Annotated in this window: 14 protein-coding genes; 4 read left to right on the top strand and 10 right to left on the bottom strand. The window is 75.5% G+C overall.

What is annotated here, in order from left to right; genetic code table 11:
* Positions 1-28: 28 nt before the first annotated feature.
* Positions 29-1,543, top strand: a complete 1,515-nt coding sequence (locus ACQP10_RS26070; protein ID WP_346022827.1) for an alpha/beta hydrolase family protein — start codon at positions 29-31, stop codon at positions 1,541-1,543.
* Positions 1,544-1,637: 94 nt separating this feature from the next.
* Here the strand turns inward: ACQP10_RS26070 and ACQP10_RS26075 are convergent, their stop codons facing one another.
* The 9 genes from ACQP10_RS26075 to ACQP10_RS26115 all read right to left on the bottom strand — a co-directional run bounded on the left by ACQP10_RS26075 (position 1,638) and on the right by ACQP10_RS26115 (position 13,098).
* Positions 1,638-2,720 carry an alpha/beta hydrolase gene (locus ACQP10_RS26075; protein WP_346022828.1) on the bottom strand — a complete coding sequence of 361 codons (1,083 nt, stop codon included), beginning with the start codon at positions 2,718-2,720 and terminating at the stop codon, positions 1,638-1,640.
* Between the two features lie 169 nt (positions 2,721-2,889).
* The gene (locus ACQP10_RS26080) at positions 2,890-3,903 is read right to left on the bottom strand and encodes an enolase C-terminal domain-like protein (protein WP_346022829.1); all 1,014 of its coding nucleotides are present in this window, start codon (positions 3,901-3,903) and stop codon (positions 2,890-2,892) included.
* Positions 3,904-4,010: 107 nt separating this feature from the next.
* Positions 4,011-5,363: an MFS transporter gene (locus ACQP10_RS26085; protein WP_346022830.1), complete on the bottom strand. Its 1,353-nt coding sequence runs from the start codon at positions 5,361-5,363 to the stop codon at positions 4,011-4,013.
* Between the two features lie 132 nt (positions 5,364-5,495).
* The gene (locus ACQP10_RS26090; protein ID WP_346022831.1) at positions 5,496-6,683 is read right to left on the bottom strand and encodes a VWA domain-containing protein; all 1,188 of its coding nucleotides are present in this window, start codon (positions 6,681-6,683) and stop codon (positions 5,496-5,498) included.
* Positions 6,680-8,980 (bottom strand): DUF5682 family protein, encoded by a 2,301-nt coding sequence (locus ACQP10_RS26095; protein WP_433539909.1) that lies wholly within the window; start codon positions 8,978-8,980, stop codon positions 6,680-6,682. Before ACQP10_RS26095 ends, ACQP10_RS26090 begins: the two co-directional genes overlap by 4 nt.
* Before the next feature lie 33 nt (positions 8,981-9,013).
* Positions 9,014-10,081 carry an ATP-binding protein gene (locus tag ACQP10_RS26100; protein WP_346022833.1) on the bottom strand — a complete coding sequence of 356 codons (1,068 nt, stop codon included), beginning with the start codon at positions 10,079-10,081 and terminating at the stop codon, positions 9,014-9,016.
* Positions 10,078-11,517, bottom strand: coding sequence for a DUF5691 domain-containing protein (locus ACQP10_RS26105; protein ID WP_433539910.1), 1,440 nt, complete (start codon positions 11,515-11,517; stop codon positions 10,078-10,080). The genes ACQP10_RS26100 and ACQP10_RS26105 overlap by 4 nt, the downstream gene beginning before the upstream one ends.
* Positions 11,518-11,599: 82 nt before the next feature.
* Positions 11,600-11,812, bottom strand: coding sequence for a hypothetical protein (locus ACQP10_RS26110; RefSeq protein WP_433539911.1), 213 nt, complete (start codon positions 11,810-11,812; stop codon positions 11,600-11,602).
* The gene (locus ACQP10_RS26115; RefSeq protein ID WP_433539912.1) at positions 11,764-13,098 is read right to left on the bottom strand and encodes an SWIM zinc finger family protein; all 1,335 of its coding nucleotides are present in this window, start codon (positions 13,096-13,098) and stop codon (positions 11,764-11,766) included. Before ACQP10_RS26115 ends, ACQP10_RS26110 begins: the two co-directional genes overlap by 49 nt.
* 196 nt (positions 13,099-13,294) lie before the next feature.
* Between ACQP10_RS26115 and ACQP10_RS26120 the strand changes: the two genes are divergently transcribed.
* The 3 genes from ACQP10_RS26120 (at position 13,295) to ACQP10_RS26130 (ending at position 16,496) form a co-directional block, all read left to right on the top strand.
* Complete coding sequence (locus ACQP10_RS26120) at positions 13,295-13,726, top strand: cupin domain-containing protein (protein ID WP_346022836.1); 432 nt, start codon at positions 13,295-13,297, stop codon at positions 13,724-13,726.
* Positions 13,727-13,837: 111 nt separating this feature from the next.
* A complete protein-coding gene (locus ACQP10_RS26125; protein WP_346022837.1) occupies positions 13,838-15,373 on the top strand; it encodes an aldehyde dehydrogenase family protein in 1,536 nt (511 codons plus the stop codon).
* A gap of 313 nt (positions 15,374-15,686) precedes the next feature.
* Positions 15,687-16,496 carry a class I SAM-dependent methyltransferase gene (locus tag ACQP10_RS26130; RefSeq protein ID WP_218912673.1) on the top strand — a complete coding sequence of 270 codons (810 nt, stop codon included), beginning with the start codon at positions 15,687-15,689 and terminating at the stop codon, positions 16,494-16,496.
* A gap of 42 nt (positions 16,497-16,538) precedes the next feature.
* Here ACQP10_RS26130 and ACQP10_RS26135 read toward each other — a convergent pair whose 3' ends face one another.
* Positions 16,539-17,525: a M14 family metallopeptidase gene (locus ACQP10_RS26135; protein ID WP_312873592.1), complete on the bottom strand. Its 987-nt coding sequence runs from the start codon at positions 17,523-17,525 to the stop codon at positions 16,539-16,541.
* Positions 17,526-17,679: the final 154 nt, after the last annotated feature.

Below are 17,679 nucleotides of genomic sequence, written 5' to 3' on the forward strand. Positions count from 1 at the left end.
CCGGTGGTGGGGTCCCACCGCGAGGCGGGTGACGATCGGGAAGCGGGTCGGCATGCGGGTTGGCCGGGGCGCGGTGGGCGCCGCCGCGGGCGTATCCATGATCATTCTCGCGCTGGTGGGCCACGTCCTGCCACCGCCGTTCGACCCCGCGCCGCTGAGTGCCGGGCCCGTCTTCCGGTCGCTGCCCGCCCAGCCCACGGCCGAGCTGCGGCCGGTGTCCGCGACCGCCCCGATCACCACGCGGGACATCGCCGTGGACGTCGGGGACGTGACCCTGGAGGCCACCGTACGGGCGCCCCTGACACCCGGCCGGCACCCGGCCATGGTGTTCGTCCAGGGGGCCGGTCCCGGCCTGCGCGAGGAGTTCGCCACCCAGGCCGAGTGGCTGGCCAGGGCGGGGATCGTCACGCTGACCTACGACAAGCGCACGGCCGGCTACGACTTCCGCGACCGCGACTTCGGCCTGCTCGCCGACGACGCGCTGCGCATGCTGTCCCGGCTGCGCGGGCGCCCCGACGTCGATCCGGCCCGGACGGGCCTGTGGGGGGTGAGCGAGGGCAGCTGGGTGGTCCCGATCGCGGCGGCCAGGAGCGACGACGTCTCCTTCGCCGTGCTGGTGTCGGCGCCCAACGTCTCGCCGCTGCGGCAGGTCACGTGGGCGATGGGCGAGCAGCTCGACCGGCTGCACGCGCCCGGCGGGGTACGCGACCTCATCATCAGGGCGATGAGCGCGGTCCACATGAACTTCCTGCGCTACGACGGGACGCCCGTGCTGCGCCGGGTCCGTCAGCCGGTCCTCGCCCTGTACGGCACGCGCGACCCGTCGATACCGTTCGTGGAGAGCAGCCGGGCGCTCACCGACGCGCTCACCGCGGGCGGCAACGCCGACTACACGATCCGCTACCTGGACGGCGCCGACCACGGGATGCGGATCCACGGCGGCCCGTTCGTCCGGGCCTACCTGCCGACCCTGGCGAACTGGGTCAACGGCCTGCCCGGCACCGCGCGGCCGGGCGTGCGCGTCGCCGGGGCCACCCCCGTCCAGCGGTTCGAGGCCAGCGACCCGCCCAGCGCCCCCTGGTACGCCGGAGGCGCGGTCCTGACGTTCGCGCTCTGCCTGACCCTCGCCGGATACGTCGCCGGGCCGGTGGCGGAGATGGTGGTGCGGCGGCGCGGCCGGCGGCCGCACGCCGAGACCTGCGCGCTGGTGTGGCCGCCGATCCGCCGCCGGCTGCGCCGGATGGCGTGGACCGGCGCGGGGCTGCTGGCCGCGGTGGCGGCGTTCCTCACGCTGCTGGTGCTGTTCTCGGTCAACCAGGCGGGGGCGTGGCCGGCGGTGCTCTCCGGCTGGCTCGTCATCCGGATCCTCGCGGTGCTCATGCTGGTGCAGGAGATCACCGCCGTCGCGGCGGTCGCCTCCGGGATCGGGCAGGGCTGGCGGCCGAGCCGCGCACAGCGTGTGGCGATGGCGGGGGTGCTGGGCGGCACCGGCGTGCTGCTGGTGGCCGGCGCCTACTACAGCCTTTACGCCTTCCCCTGGTAGCGGCCGGCCGGGGCGGCGCGCCGTACGGCCGGGCGCGCCGTACGCGCCGGGCGGGTCAGGCGGGCTCGTGAGAGCCGCCGGCCGTACGGCTCGGTCAGATGTAGCAGGTGAGCCAGCGGTCCATCTCGGTGAACACCTGCTTGCGGACCGGCTCGGCCGACAGCGCGAGGTCGTGCACGCCGCCGGCCACCCGCACGCACGTCACGTGGCGCCCGATCCTGGTCGCCCAGTGGGCGATCTGCTCCGGGTCGAGCACGACGTCGGCGGCCTGGGCCTCCGGCGCGAAGTCGCGCAGCCGCAGTCCCCTGGCGGCGCAGAGCACCAGGACCGGGACGTCCACCCGCAGGCCGGCGTGCAGGCGCCGCTGGGCCCGGCGGATCGCGGCCAGCCAGGCCGCGTGCACCGGGAAGCCGCCGATCGGCTTCCACCCCAGGTCGAAGTCCCACTCGCCGTGGTGGTCGCGGTGCAGGCTGGCGCCGTAGGCGGTGGCGGTGCCGAGGGGCAGTACGGCGCGCCGCGGCATCCTCGCCATCGGCCCCTTCAGCAGGTCGGCCGCGATCCGCAGCGGGGCGGGGACGTTGAGGTCGAGGAAGGGGCTGTTCAGCATCAGCCCCTGGACGAGGCCGCGGCCGCGGACCCGGTCGGCCCACAGCGCGGTCACCAGGCCGCCGGTGGAGTGGGCGTTGAGGACGACCGTGCGGTGGCCGTCCCGCTCGCGGACGATCCGGACCGCCTCGTCGATCTCCGGGAAGTACTCGGTGACGCTGCGCACGAACCCGCGGGTCTGGTGCGGCAGCAGCGAGCGGCCGTACTTGCGCAGGTCGAGGGCGTAGAAGTCGAGTCCTCTGGCGGCGAAGTGCTCGGCCAGGTGGGTCTGGAAGAAGTAGTCGGTGAACCCGTGGACGTACAGCACGGCGCCGCGCGCCGGTGCGGCGGCGCGGCGACGCACCAGCGTGGCGACGACCTTCCCCTCCTCGTCGTCGGCCATGGGCAGGACGGTGAGCTCGTATCCGGGGCCGAGGACGTCGTGCGCCGGGTCGGCGCCCCCACGGGTGTGGTCCCCGGCGGGCGGCGCGGGGGCTCCGGGAGCGGCGGCGCCGTGCCCGGGATCGGGGGAGGACGTCCCGGGGAGGTCAGGGGAAGAGATCTCGGGGGAGGGCGTCTCGGGGGAAGACATGACGCGCATCCTATTTCACGCCGTTTCATGGCGTTTGGCGGATTGATCTCCCGCCGATCACGCGCGGCCCGGTGACCACCGGTCCCGCTACGGCGCGTCAGGCCGGGCGCGAATGCCCGGCGGATGACCTCCCCGGCCCCGCGTACGTCCCCGGATACGGCAGGCGCCGTCAGGCCGCGTACGACTCCTTGGCCAGGCGGCGGACGCGGGCCTCGTCGACGTTGTGGCCGAGACCGGGCTGGGTGAGCGGCACCGCCACCACCCCTCCGGAGGCGCCGACCGGCGGCGTCACGATCTGGGCGCTACGCGGCGGCTCGGCCACGTCGCACGGCAGGCCGCAGCCCGGCAGGCTGGCCGCGGCGACCGTGGCGGCCCGCGCGAGCCCGCCGCCCTGCCCGCCGGCGCAGGAGATCTCCCAGCCCGCGGCGACGGCGTGATCGTGGGCCTGGCGCACCTCACGCAGCGACCCCACCGCCGCGGGGCGCAGCAGCAGCGCCCGCCCGGCCCCGGCGGCGATCGCCTCGCACAGCCCCGCCACCGAGGAGACCTCCAGCAGGACCGGCGCGGCGACGCGCTCCTGCAGGTCGGCGTGGTCGGCGAAGCCGGCGGGCCCGGTGAAGGGGCGCTCGATGGCGGAGAGCGTGTAGCCGTCCAGCGCCTCCAGCGCGCCGACGTCGGTGTAGGCGCCGTGGGCGTCCACGCCGATGCCCAGCGCCGGGTACGTCCGGCGGACGGCGCGCAGCGGCTCGATGTCCCAGCCGGGGCGAACGTCCAGGGTGACGTGGGTGTACCCCGCGCAGACGTGGCGGTTCACCCGGGCGACCAGGCTGTCCAGGTCGCGCTCGGGGGCGATCCGGACGGTCGCGGTCAGGTAGGTGCGGTTGCCGCCCAGCGCGTGGGACAGCGGCACGCCGCGCATCCGGGCCCACAGGTCCCAGCAGGCCATGTCGGAGGCGGAGCCCCCGGGGACCACGCCCAGCTCGTCGGGGTGCTCCCAGTCGACGCCGATCAGCGCCCTGCTGAGCCCCTCCTCCATCGCCGCCCACGTCTTGGCGTCGGGATCGACGACCTCGCCCCACCCGGTCATGCCCCCGTAGTCGGTGAGCCGGACCATGAGGCTCTCGGGCCGCCTGCCGTACGGCAGGACCACCCGGAACACTTCGAGCTCACGTACCCGCGGCATGCACTCCCCCTGATCTCCCCGAAGCGCTGAGACACGAATCCCGCCCGAAGGCGGGACTCCGTCTCAACACGGAGGAGAGCGGCGTTCTTCCCACGCTTCAACGGTAGTCACGTTCTGACCCTGCCCGCGACGAGTGCGCCGGCCGCCGCCATCAGGGCCACGAGGGCGAAGCAGAGCACGTAGGTGAGGGCCGCGGCGCCGAAGACGGCCTGCACCGCGCCGGCGACCGCGATCGAGACGACGGTGTAGACCGACTCCGCCACGCCCATCGACGCGCTGTTCTCCCCCTCCTCCCCCGGCCGCGACAGCTCCAGGACCAGCACCGACAGCGTCGGGTACACGATCCCGATGCCGAGGCCCGCGATGATCTCGGCGAGGAACGCGAGGGCGACCGGGACCGCCGTGAAGACGGTGACGGCCATCAGCGCGAGGCCCACGGCGATGAGCACCATGCCGGACCGCAGGACGAGCACCCGGTCCATCCGCTTGCGTCCCACCAGCCACGAGCCGAACGACCAGCTCAGCGCGCCGCCGGTCAGCGTGAGACCGGCCATGGTGAGCGTCAGGCCGCGCTGCTGGTTGAGCATCAGCGGCAGGAACGCCTCGCCGCCCATGACCGCGCCCGCCGCGATCCCGCGCAGCCCGACCACCGCGGGCAGGCCGCGGGCGGCGCGCACCGCGCCGGCGGGCAGCAGCCGGGGCAGCGATCCGGCCAGCAGCGCCAGGCCGGCGAGGAGCAGGAGCAGGCCGGCGCCGCGGGCCGCGCCGCCGTACTGCATGAGCGCCGCACCGGTCGCCGCCAGCATCGCCCAGCCCAGCCGCCGCCCGATCGGGGTCCGCTCCCCCTGCGGCGGCTGCTCTGACATCGACGTGGTGGTCAGGCCCCGCAGGAGCAACAGCGCGGCCGGGAGGACGAGCACGGCCACGCCGGCGAAGATCCAGCGCCAGCCGACGCTCTCCACGACGAATCCGGCGACTGCCGGGCCGACCATGGACGGCACCACCCAGGCGGTGGCGAAGACGGAGAACACCCGGGGATGCAGCTCCGCCGGGTAGACCCGGGAGACCAGCACGTACATCGAGACCTGGAAGACGCCGCCGCCGAACCCCTGGACGAACCGGCCGGCGATGAACACGTCCATCGTCGGTGCGGCCCCGGCCACCACCAGCCCCACGACGAAGGTCGCCACGCCGGTCCACAGCGGCGCGACCGGCCCGGAGACGTCGCTCCACCGCCCGCCCAGCACCGTGGCGACCACCCCGGCCGCCAGCGCCCCGCTGAACGCCAGCGCGTACAGCCCCTGCCCGTGCAGTTCGTCCGCCACGACCGGCATGGCGGTCGCCACCGCCAGGTACTCGAACGCGACAAGGGTGATGATCGCCACCATGCCCACGGTCAGGGCTCGGTGGCGTCTGGCGAAGATCCCCTCCGCCGGAACGGTGGTCGTTACAGAAGTCACAAAAGGGAGATTACGGCGGGCATTCCCGCGCGGCATCGGCCGTACGACCGGACCTTGGTCCTAGGCCCGGTCGTGTTCGCGGTGCGAGGCGCCCGGCGGGGACGGGGCCGCCGTGCCCGTCCCCGCCGGTGGTCAGGTGGCCGCGCGGCCCAGCTCGCGCTCGGCCCACCCGCCGATGTCGCGCCGCTCGATCGCGGCGGCCATCAGGCCGGGGAAGGCGTCGGGGGTGCAGGCGAACGCGGGAACGCCCAGCGCGGCCAGCGCGGCGGCGTTGTCGCGGTCGTAGAAGGGCGCGCCCTCGTCCGACAGCGCGAGCAGCACGATCACCTGGACCCCGGCCGCCGTCATCTGCGCGACCCGGCGCAGCATCTCCTCCCGGACGCCGCCCTCGTACAGGTCGCTGATCAGGATGAAGATGGAGTCGGTGGGCCGGGTGATGAGGCCCTGGCCGTACGCGATGGCGCGGTTGATGTCGGTGCCGCCGCCGAGCTGGGTGCCGAACAGCAGCTCCACCGGGTCGTGGAGCTGGTCGGTGAGGTCGACGACCGAGGTGTCGAAGACCACCAGCGACGTCCTCAGCGAGCGCATCGAGGCGAGGACCGCGCCGAAGACGCTGGAATAGACGACGGAGGCCGCCATCGACCCGCTCTGGTCGATGCACAGCACGACCTCGCGCTGGACGGCGCGCTGCCGCCTGCCGTACCCGACCAGCCTGGAGGGCACCACGGTGCCGCGCTCGGGCAGGTAGTTCTTGAGGTTCGCCCGGATCGTACGGTCCCAGTCGATGTCGGCGACCCGCCTGGGGCGGTGGGTCCGCGCCGAGCGGTCCAGCGCTCCGGTGACGGCCGCCCTGGTCTTCTGGGTGAGCCGCCGTTCCAGCTCCGCGACGACCTTGCGGACCACCGCCCGGGCCGACTCGCGCGCCCGCTCCGGCATCACCCGGTTCAGCAACAGGAGGGTGCCGACCAGGTGCACGTCCGGCTCGACGGCCTCCAGCATCTCCGGCTCCAGCAGCAGCCGGGTGAGGTTCAGCCGCTCGACGGCGTCCTTCTGCATGACCTGGACGACGGTCGAGGGGAAGTAGGAGCGGATGTCGCCCAGCCAGCGCGCCACCTTGGGCGCCGAGGCGCCCAGGCCTCCGCTCCGCTCCCCCTGGCCCTCGCCGCCGTCGCGGTTGTAAAGAGCGGCCAGGGCGCCGTCCATCCGGGCGTCGGCGCCGGACAGCGCGCACCCGGTGCCGTCGGCGTCCCCGCCGAGCACGAGCCGCCAGCGGCGCAGCCTCTCGTCGGCCGCCGGATCGACGTCTCCGCGGGCGGTCATGGGGTCTCCGTCCTTCCCAGCAGCGCCAGCACGGTCCGCACCGCGGCGGCCGCGCGTGCCTCGTCGATCTCCTCGGCCGCCGCGGCGGCGGTCTCCCGGGTGCCGAGCGCTCGGACGCGTGAGCCGATCGAGCGCCGCTCCGGCGCGGCGAAAGCGCCGAACGTCCTGCGCAGCAGCGGCAGCACGTCCACGAACGTCTCCGGGGCGAGGCCGGCCAGCCACCCGTCGACCAGCCCGAGCAACCGGGCGTCGTGGACGAGCAGCAGGCCGCCGCCGGACAGGAAGCCCTCGATCCAGGCCGCCGCGCGGGCCGGCGGGTGCCCCGCCGACATGGACAGCGCCATCCGCCGGCCCGCCTCCGCGTCGTCGAGGTCGCCGGCGTCCAGCAGGATCCTGGTGAGCCGTCCCTCGATCAGCCCGTGCAGGCCGGAACGGCCGGACAGGCCGCGCAGCGCGGCCGTCCACCGGCCGCGCGGCGTCTCGTCACCGGAGACGCCGCCGGCGGGGCCGTCGTCGAGGAGGGCGACGGCCGCGTGCACCTCGTCGATGTGGCGCAGCAGGTCACGGGCGGCGTCGTCGTCCAGGCCGGTGACCGCCGCGCCCAGCCCGACGCAGATCCGGGTGAGCAGGGCGTCGACGATCGCGGTCAGGCCCTCGGCGGGCGTGCCGCGCACGTCGCCGTAGCGCCGGGCGCGCACCATCGCCGGGAGCGCGGCCATCAGGTGCGTGGCGTCGTTGTCGAGCGCCGCCCGCGCCGCCAGCGCGTCGAGGACGTACGGCAGCGCGTCCGGCAGGTCGGCCAGCAGGCACCGCTCGACGAGCCCGGTGAGGTCGGCCAGCGACCCCCGGCCGGACCCCGGCCCGCCGTCCGCCAGGTCGCGGGCCCGCGCGGAGGCCGCGGCCGGGACGGTGGTGCCCCAGGCGCCCGCCTCGATCAGGTCGACGTCGAACTCCGGCCGCCAGGCGAGCGTCCACGACTCGCGGAAGGTGCCCTTGCCGCGGCTGCGCGCCGGGACGCCCCAGTCGACGCCGAGCAGCCGCAGCCGGTGCAGCAGCCCGCTGCGGTCGAGGTCGAGGGGTTTGCGCAGGTCGAGGTCCAGCTCGCGGTCCAGGGCCTCCGGCTTGAGCCGGAGCCGCCGCTGCTCCTCGCGCAGGTGGCGCTGGAGCGGCACCATCGGCGTCGAGTCGGGGACGTGGCCGAGCCGCTCCCCCACGACCATGCGCCGCCGGATCAGCTCCACCGGCAGGTCGTCGCCCTCGCACAGCACGGCCCGGGCCGCCTCGGTGACCTCCGCGAGCCCGGCCAGGGGCCGGCCGCGCAGCACGGCCAGGCTCCCGGCCAGCCGTACCGCCTCGATGACGTGCGCCGAGGAGACCGGCAGGCCCTCGTCGCGCAGCACGCCCGCGGCGGCGGCCAGCCACCGCTCCACCGGGCGGTCGGCGGAGGCGAACAGGTGGTGGTACCAGCCCGGTGACGTCACCCCGGCGCCGTAGCCGCTCCAGGAGGCCAGCCTGCCGTACGTCCATGGCACCCAGGTGATCTCGGCCTTGACCTTGGGCAGCCCCCGCAGCAGCGCGTCGTCGGCCTTGACCGGGGGCAGCCCGGCGCTCCAGGCGCCGCCCCCGCCGGGGACGCCGGTCAGGGCGGGGACGTGCCAGGCGCCGCAGACGACGGCGATCCGCTCGAACCCCTCCTTGACGGCCCTGCGGATCGTGCGCCGCATGTACGCCTCGCGGCGGGCCTCACGGGCATCGGGGACGTGCCCGTCGCGGACCGCCGCCATCGCCTCGGCGATCACCTCGAACGGCGTGTCGCCCCGGTGCTCGACCGCGTCCTCCCACCAGCGTTCCGGATCGTCGTATCCGGCGGCGCGGGCGAGGGCCGCGATCGGGTCGACCGGTACGGCCGGCGCGACCGCTCCGGGCCCGCCCTCGCCGGGGTCTCCGTCGGCGGGGCCGTCCGGTGAGCCGCCCCGGTCGAGGGCGAGGCCGTGGGCGGCGGGCAGGTCGCAGAAGCGGACCGGGACGCCCGTCCGCACGGCGTGCCGGATCGCCTGCCACTCGGGGGAGAACTCCGCGAACGGCCAGAACGCCGCCCTGGCCGGCTCTCCGGGCACGTGGGCCAGCAGCGCGACCGGGGGCCGGAGGTCCGGGTCGGCGGCCAGCCCGGCCAGCGCGTCCGCCTCGGGCGGCCCCTCGATGAGCACGATGTCCGGCTTGAGGCGTTCGAGCTCGTCTCTCAGGGATCGTGCGGACCCCGGCCCGTGATGCCGGATCCCCAGCACCGAAACGCTCATCGGCCGCCCCCGGCCCCGGCGGGGGGCGCCGTCTCAGTCCGCATCGCGGCAGGCCCGGTAGAAGTCGCGCCAGTCCTCGCGCTCGCGGACGACGGTCTCGAGGTATTCGCGCCAGACGACGCGGTCGGAGACCGGGTCCTGGACGACGGCGCCGACGATCCCGGCGGCGACGTCGGAGGGGCGCAGCACCCCGTCGCCGAAGTGCGCGGCCAGGGCGATGCCGTTGGTGAGGACGGAGATCGCCTCGGCGGTGCTGAGCGTGCCGCTGGGCGACTTGACCTTGGTGCGGCCGTCCTCGGTGACGCCGGCGCGCAGCTCGCGGAAGACCGTGACGACGCGCCGGATCTCGGCGAGGCCGGTCAGGGTCTCGGGCAGCTCCAGGGAGCGGCCGAGCTGCTCGACGCGGCGCGAGACGATGTCCACCTCCTCCTCGGCGGTGGCCGGGACCGGCAGCACGACGGTGTTGAACCTGCGGCGCAGCGCGCTGGACAGCTCGTTGACGCCCCGGTCGCGGTCGTTGGCGGTGGCGATGACGTTGAAACCGCGTGCGGCCTGCACCTCCTCGTTGAGCTCGGGGATCGGCAGCGTCTTCTCCGACAGCACGGTGATCAGCGCGTCCTGGACGTCGGAGGGCATGCGGGTCAGCTCCTCCACCCGGGCGATCCGGCCCTCGGCCATCGCGCGCATCACCGGGCTCGGGGTGATCGCCTCGCGGGACGGCCCCTCGGCGAGCAGCCGGGCGTAGTTCCAGCCGTAGCGGACGGCCTCCTCGGCGGTGCCGGCCGTGCCCTGCACCAGGAGCGTCGAGTCGCCGCTGATCGCGGCGGCCAGGTGCTCCGACAGCCAGGTCTTGGCGGTGCCGGGCACGCCGAGCAGCAGCAGCGCGCGGTCGGTGGCGAGGGTGGCCACGGCGACCTCCACGATGCGCCGGGGGCCGATGTACTTGGGGGTGATCGCCTCGCCGTCGCCCATGACGTACGTCGTCACCGCCCACGGCGACAGCTTCCAGCCCGGCGGCCGGGGCCGGTCGTCGTCCTTCGCGAGGATCTCCAGCTCGTCCGCGAACTGGTCTTCGGCGTGGGCCCGCAGAACCGTTGTCAAGAAAGCTCCTTCACCATGTCGTAGCGGAAACGCAGGAGGGCGGCGACCTCCTGGACGGGCGGTTCGGGCGAGAGCCGCTCGGCCTCGCCGTACAGGGCTGGGTCGACGCGCTCGCCGGCGAGCCTGGTCAGCTCGCCGAGGTTCCAGGGCTGCGTGCCGGAGACCTCGATGATCTTCTCCAGCACGGCGGACGCCAGCTCGGGCCCCCAGGGCGCGGCGGCGCCCCCGAGGACCATGATCAGCTGACCGTCGAGGCCGTGCCGCCGGACGAAGCCGGCGGCGACGCGCTCCCGCTCGGCGGCGGGCAGTACGGCCAGCAGGTCGGCGAGCGGGTCGTGGGCGAACAGCTCCCGCGCCCACTCGGGGTCGCCCTGCAGGACGGCGGCCCGCACCCATCCCGCCATGACCTCGCGCCCCCAGTCGGTGATCCTCATGCGGACGAGCTCGCCGGGCGGGCGGCCGAGCAGCCGCGGCCACACCCCGAGCGGGGTGCGCGCCACCGCCTGCTGGAGCCACCAGCTCCGCTCGCCGGTGCCGTGCGGCGGCCTGGCGCGGATGCCGTCGCGTTCCATCGCGGCGTCGCAGGCGGTGGGCGGGGTGACGCGGATCCGGCCGTCCTCGACGGCGAACCACCCCGTGACCCGCTCGGCCATCCGCGCGGCCAGCCGCGAGCCGGGCAGCCGGGTGAGCAGGTCGGCGGCCAGCTGGCGGACCTCCCGGCGTCGGTCGTCGAGGGCGGCCTCCAGGAAAGGCTCGTCGTCCGGCGAGAGCCGGTCGGCGAGGATCTCCAGGAACGCCGCGCGGTCGTCGGGGGTCTCCTTCGCCCACCCCCGGGCGAGCAGGCTCCTGGCCGCCGCCGGGTCGGCCGCCCGCAGCGCGGCCAGGAAGGCGCGGCGGTCGCCGGGGGCGCCCAGCTCCCAGACGTCCGGCGCGCCGCCGGAGTCGCCGGGGACGGCGCCGGCCCCGGCCGGGGCGGTGGGGACGGGGGCGGTGGGCTCATTCAGCAGGAAGCCCCAGGCGGGGTTGAGACCGGCCAGCCACCGGCCCCGGTTTCCGGCGAGGACGCCGAGATGGGGCCGGATCGACCGGTCGCGGGCGGCCTGGTCGAGGAGTTCGGGCAGCAGGTGCGGCGGGACGCGGCGGCCGTGCCCGGCCGCGACGCGCAGCCACTCGGGAAGCAGCCTCGGCTGCTCGCCGCCGAGGATCCGGGCGAGCCGGTCGGCCGCCGGGCGGGAGACCACCGGCCGGTCCTCGGGCGGGGCGGCGGCCACCGGCTCGGCGGCCAGGGGGCGGCGGCCCGCCCGCATCCGCACGGTCTGCACGGCGGCGCGTTCGAGCAGTTCGGCCTCCGGGGCCGCCGTACCGGCCAGGGGACGGCGGTCGGTGCCGACCAGCGCGGTGGAGACCAGCTCCTCCCATTCGGGCGGGGCGTTCACCAGGACCTCCCGGGGATCGTCCCGGCCCGCGAGCCGGGACGGGCGGAACGGACATAACAGACAAAACGAACAGGACGGGCGGTCACAGGACGATCACCCGTCCTTCCTCGTCCCAGGCGGTGAGGGGGCGCAGTCCCTCCGGGGTCCATTCGGCGGCGACGGTCAGCGGGTGGCCGCCGGAGGCGGCGATCAGCCGCCAGGGCGTGCCGCAGGCGGGGTGCAACGCCAGCGCGCCGTCCGGGCCGGTCAGCGCCCGCAGGCCGCTCCCGGCGGGGACCACCGCGTCGAGCACCACGGGCCAGGAGTCGGTCCAGGGGTCCGCGGCGAGGGCGCGGGCCACCTCGTCCAGCGCCCCGTCCACCGTGGAGCCCGGCGGGGGGCCGGCGGAGACACCGGGGGCATGGTCGTGGCGGGCGGCGACCAGGGCGCGCAGCGGGCACGAGCCGGGGTAGAACGCCAGGTCGGCGTCCAGGGTCGTGCCGGTGACGAGGGAGGCGTCGAGGGCCTGGCCGGCCGGGGCGAACGACAGGACGAGCGCGGCCCGGCCGGTGGACCGGCCGCGCAGCCAGACCCGGCGGGCGGTGATCCGGTCGTGCTCGGTGTCGCGGCGCCCGAGGACGTCCCATCGGTCGCGGACCGGCTCGCCGGCCAGGACCTCCTCCTTGGCGACGGGGAAGCCGACCCGCTCGCGGACCGTCCGCAGCAGCGCGGCGTCGAGCCCGCCCCCGCGTCCGCCGAACCGACGGCCGTGCCCGCCGGGCCGACGGCCGGGTCCACCGAACCGACGGTCGCGTCCGCCGAACCGATAGCCGGGTCCGCCGGACCGGCGGCCGGGGTGAGGCGCCGGTGGGCCACGGCCAGCAGGTGCAGCAGGGCGTACTCGCCGAGGAGGCGGGCGGGCCAGTCGTCGCCGGTCAGCACCGCGCCCAGGCGGGAGACGGCTCCGGCGACGGCCGGGGCCTGGGCGTCGACGAGGCGTTTGGCGAGGTCGTCCCACTGGTCGTGCCGCCGGGAGGTGGCGAGACCCTGCCTGACCTGGTCGGCGAGCCAGCGTTCCAGCTCCGCCAGGCCCGCCGTCACGCGCCGCTCGCGCTGCGCGGCCCGCCGGGCGTCGGCGGGGCCCGGCCCGGCCGCCACGGCCGTGCCTCCCGCCCGGCCCGCGCCGGCCTCGCCGCCCGCCGCACCGCCGCCCGTCACCGCCTCGCCGCCGCCCGCCGGGGCGGACGCCCGGACCGCCGTCCTGGCCGCGCGGTCGCGCCGCCGGTCGAGCCACTCCGCGGCCCAGTCGGCGGGCTCGGCGGCGTCCGGGACGCCGCCGGCCGACCACAGCAGGAGCAGGCCGAGGGCGTGCTTGCAGGGGAACTTCCGGCTCGGGCAGCTACAGCGGTAGGCGGGCTCGGACAGGTCCACGCACGCCAGGTAGGGCTTGGAACCGCTGCCCCTGCACTCTCCCCACAGCGCGTCCGCCGTGGCCCCGGCGCCCGACCACTTGCCGGGTGAGGAGACCCCCTGGGCCGCCTTCTGGGACGACGCGTCGGGCGCGAGGGCCAGCACCTGGTCTCGGTTCCACCGTTCGGTCACGTCCCGAACGCTAGCCAGCCCCACCGACAAATCCCCACTCCGGAACGGCGTCCCTTCACCCGCGCGTCCCTTCCCACGGGATGTCCCCCTCGCCGCTTTCCCCGCCCCGTCCCGCGCCGCGCGCCGCCGGGATGGCAGACTGTCCGGCGCCCGCGCCGCGAAGCGGCCGGGACCCGCCCCGCGCCGGAGGTGCCTGATGACCGTTCCCGCCCGCCCGCCGCTCGCCGAGACGCTCGGGCTGCTGCCGCACCCGGAGGGCGGGTGGTACCGGGAGACCTGGCGGGCCTCCCTCGACGTCACCCCGCCCGGGTACGGCGGGCCCCGGGCCACGGCCACCGGGATCTACTTCCTGCTGGAGCCGGGTGAGGAGTCGCGCCCGCACGTGGTCCGCTCCGACGAGGTGTGGCTGTGGCACCGGGGCGGTCCTCTGCTCCTCGTCCTCGGCGGCCACGAGGGGCAGCCGGCCCGGACCGTCGTCCTCGGGCCGCGGGTGGAGGAGGGGGAGGTCCCCCAGGCGGTGGTCCCCGGCGGCACCTGGCAGGCGGCCCGGCCCGCCGGGGAGGAGGGGGCCCTGGTGAGCTGCGTGGTCTCCCCCGGCTTCGACTTCGCCGACTTCCGGATGGCCTGACCGGCGGCCCCCGCTCCGCCCACCCCCCGGCACCGCGTGCCCGCCGGGGTGTGACGGCGCGGCCCGCTGCGGGGACAATGCCGTCAGAGAACCCACACGAGGAGGTCGACGGTGACCGGCGAGATCAGCTCCGTGATCGGTGGCAAGCAGGCGGCGGGCGGCACGGACTACGACTCGATCAACCCCTCCCGCGTCGACGAGGTGGTCGCGCGGGTCCGGCTGGCCGACGCGGAGACGTTCTCCTCCGCCTGCCGTACGGCGGCCGCGGCGCAGCGGGAGTGGGCGCGCGTCCCCGCGCCCGTCCGGGGGCGGGTGATCGCGTCGATCGGGCGGCTGGTGGAGGCCAACGCCGAGTCCCTGGCCCGGCTGGTGACGCGCGAGATCGGCAAGCCGTACGCCGAGGCGCTGGGCGAGGTCCGCGAGATCGTCGACACCTGCGACTTCTTCCTCGGCGAGGGGCGGCGCCTCTACGGGCAGACGGTGCCCTCGGAGATGCCGGACAAGAACCTGTTCACCTTCCGGGTCCCGGTCGGGGTGGCCGCGGTGATCACGGCGGGCAACTTCCCGGTCGCGGTGCCGTCGTGGTATCTGGTGCCCGCGCTGCTGGCCGGGAACGCGGTCGTGTGGAAGCCGGCCGAGTACGCCGCGGCGTCCGCCGAGGCGCTGTACCGGCTGTTCGCCGCCTCGGGGCTGCCCGACGGCGTGCTGAACCTGGTGTTCGCCGACGGCGCCGCGACGTTCGAGGGCCTTGAGGCGGCGCTGGACGAGGGCACGGTGCACAAGGTCGGGTTCACCGGCTCCACCGAGGTGGGCCGGAGGATCGGCGAGCTGTGCGGACGCCACCTGCAGTCGCCCTGCCTCGAACTCGGCGGCAAGAACCCGATGGTGGTGGCGGCCGACGCCGACCTCGACCTGGCGGTGGAGGGGGCGCTGTTCTCCGGGTTCGGCACGGCCGGGCAGCGCTGCACCTCCCTGGGCACGGCCATCGTGCACGAGAGCGTCCACGACGAGTTCCTCGGCCGCCTCACGCGCGCGCTGGCCGCCGCCGGGATCGGCGACCCGGCGGGCGACGTGCTGTGCGGGCCGCTCCTCGACCACAGGTTCGCCTCCCGCTACGAGGAGTATCTCGGCTGGATCCAGCCGCACCACAGGGTCGTCTCCGGCCCGACCGGGCGGATCACCGCCGGCAACCCGCGCGGGGACTTCACCGGTGAGGGCGGCCTGTACTACCACCCGGTGATCGTGGACGGCGTGCGCCCCGGCGATCGGCTGTTCCTGGAGGAGACCTTCGGCCCGATCATCGGCGTGACCTCCTTCTCGACCCTGGAGGAGGCGCTGGAGCTGGCCAACCGTCCCGGGTACGGGCTCTCCTCCTCCGTCTACACCACCGACCCCGCGACGGCCTTCCGGTTCCGCGAGGGCATCGGGGCGGGCATGGTCAGCGTGAACAACTCCACCTCCGGGGCCGAGGCGCACCTGCCCTTCGGCGGGAACGGCAGGTCCGGCAACGGCAGCCGCCAGTCGGGGATGTGGGTGCTGGACCAGTTCACCCGCTGGCAGGCGATGAACTGGGACCACTCCGGCAGGTTGCAGAAGGCCCAGATGGACGTGGTGGAGATCGTGCCGGACGTGAACTTCCGCCTTTGAATTTGCCGTTCCGGGGGGTTCTCCCCATCGGAAGCGCGGCATCCCCTTTGCGAGGGGCACGACGGCCCGCGCCGCACTCCGGGAGCTCCGGGGAACGGCCGGGCCGTCGCGCGCCCGGCGGCCGTCAGGCGTGCCGGGGCACGTGGGAGGCCGTGAGCTGCGGCGCGGCCTCTCACGGTCCGCACGGCGCGGCCCGCGGGCCCGCGCGGACCGGTCATGGGTTTCACCATTCGAGACGTTTTCTCTTGGTATATGAGATTGCTGTTACGGTCGATCCGTCCGGCACCCGGCCGACCGAGGAAGTGATCTCCCCATGACAGCTGAGCACGCGGTGTATACCCACGGCCATCACGAGTCCGTGCTGCGGTCCCACAGGTGGCGGACCGCGGAGAACTCCGCCGCCCATCTCCTGCCGCACCTGAGGCCGGGGATGTCCCTGCTGGACGTCGGCTGCGGCCCCGGGACCATCACCGTGGACCTGGCCGGGCGGGTCGCGCCGGGGACGACCACCGCGGTGGAGGTCACCGCGGAGGCGCTGGCGCTGGGCCGCGCGGAGGCCGGGCGGCGGGGCGCCTCCGGTGTCGAGTTCGCCGTCTCCGACGTGCACGCGCTGGACTTCCCCGACGACACCTTCGACGTCGTCCACGCCCATCAGGTCCTGCAGCACGTCGGCGACCCCGTACGGGCGCTGCGGGAGATGCGCAGGGTGTGCCGGCCGGGCGGGATCGTGGCGGTGCGCGACAGTGACTACGCCGCGTTCGCCTGGTTCCCCCGGCTGCCTGAGCTGGACGAGTGGATGGACCTCTACCGGCGGGTGGCCAGGGCGTGCGGCGGCGAGCCGGACGCGGGGCGGCGGCTGCTGTCGTGGGCGCGCGCGGCCGGTTTCACCGACATCACCGCCACCTCCTCGACCTGGTGCTTCGCCACGCCCGAGGACCGCGCCTGGTGGGGCGGGATGTGGGCCGAGCGGGTGCTGCGTTCGGACATGGCCCGTCATGCCCTGTCCTCGGGAGCCGCCACCGAGGACGACCTGCGCCGCCTGTCCGAGGGCTGGCTGAGGTGGGCGGGCGACGAGGACGGCTGGCTGTCGCTGCTCCACGGCGAGCTGGTCTGCCGCGCCTGAGCGCCGGGGCGCCGCCGGCCGGCGGGAGGCCGGCCGGGGACGTCAGGCGGGAGCGGGGCGCCGGCCCGGGGCGGCGGCCGGGCCCTCCCCCGCGCCGCAGTACCGCGCCGCCCGGCCGATGATCCGGTAGACGCAGCCGGAGTACTCCAGGAAGCGGAGCACGGCCTCCCGGTTGCGGGCGGTCTGCGCGGCGATCCGCCGGCCGGGCGGGTAGAAGCCGGGGGCGCCGCGGGCCGGGTACATCTCGAAGGTGTAGCTGAAGATCTTGAAGGTGCCCCACATCCAGTCGCCGAGCGTGCCGTCCATGACGTAGCGGTCCCCGGCCTGGCGGGGGGTGTAGCCGTTGACGGCGGCCATGCTCCGGCCGAGCGCGGCGTACGCCGCGCGGTCGTCCCGGGTCAGGCCCGGAGCGGTGTCGGCGCGGGTGTGGCCGTACGGCCACATGATCATCTCGCCGTAGGAGTGCCAGTCGATGTGCGCCCTGATCTGCTGGACGCCGTCCACCACGCGGCCGCGCACCCAGTCGGCGACCGCCCTGACCTCGGGGGCCGACTCGCTCGCCGGGCCCCGGTAGGTCTGGGCGGCGGGCGAGCCCGAGGAGCCGCCACAGCAGCCCCACCGGTAGGGCCAGTTGCGGTTCAGGTCGGTGCCCACGGCGGAGGAGCCCGGTGCGGGCTGGCGGTTCTTGCGCCAGCCGCGGCGGGAGCCGCCCGCGAGGTCGTACTCGCCGCCGTCGGGGTTGAGGTCCGGCATGATCCAGATCTCGTGCCCGTCGACCAGTCCGGTGATCCGCTCGTCCCGGCCGTAACCCTCGGTGAGCAGGTGGAGGAGGTGGAGCGCCATCTCGACGGTGAGGTGCTCCCGGGCGTGCTGGTGGTGGGTGAACAGGACCTCGGGCTCGTCCTCGTCCACGGCGACGTTGTCACTGATCTTGACGACGATCAGGTCGCGGCCCTCGTAGGAGGTGCCGTAGACGGCGCTGCGGGCGATGCCGGGGTGCGCCGCGACGATCCGGCCCGCCTCCGCCACCGTCTCGGCGTAGGAGTGGTATCCGGAGCCGCCCGCCGGGGAGCCGGGGAGCGAGGCGCGGGAGACCGGGGCCCGGGGAGCCGGGGCGCGGGATGCCAGGGCCCGGGGAGCCGGGGCGCGGGATGCCGGGGCGTGAAGGACCGGGACACGGAGC

Origin of the sequence: Streptosporangium sandarakinum (assembly GCF_050942225.1) — a bacterium.
Taxonomy (GTDB): Bacteria; Actinomycetota; Actinomycetes; order Streptosporangiales; family Streptosporangiaceae; genus Streptosporangium; species Streptosporangium nondiastaticum.

Coding starts and splice junctions, on each gene's coding strand:
- ACQP10_RS26075 (WP_346022828.1), bottom strand. CDS start 2,720: ATGTCTTCCCCCGAGACGCCCTCCCCCGAGATCTCTTCCCCTGACCTC.
- ACQP10_RS26080 (WP_346022829.1), bottom strand. CDS start 3,903: ATGCCGCGGGTACGTGAGCTCGAAGTGTTCCGGGTGGTCCTGCCGTAC.
- ACQP10_RS26090 (WP_346022831.1), bottom strand. CDS start 6,683: ATGACCGCCCGCGGAGACGTCGATCCGGCGGCCGACGAGAGGCTGCGC.
- ACQP10_RS26095 (WP_433539909.1), bottom strand. CDS start 8,980: ATGAGCGTTTCGGTGCTGGGGATCCGGCATCACGGGCCGGGGTCCGCA.
- ACQP10_RS26120 (WP_346022836.1), top strand. CDS start 13,295: ATGACCGTTCCCGCCCGCCCGCCGCTCGCCGAGACGCTCGGGCTGCTG.
- ACQP10_RS26130 (WP_218912673.1), top strand. CDS start 15,687: ATGACAGCTGAGCACGCGGTGTATACCCACGGCCATCACGAGTCCGTG.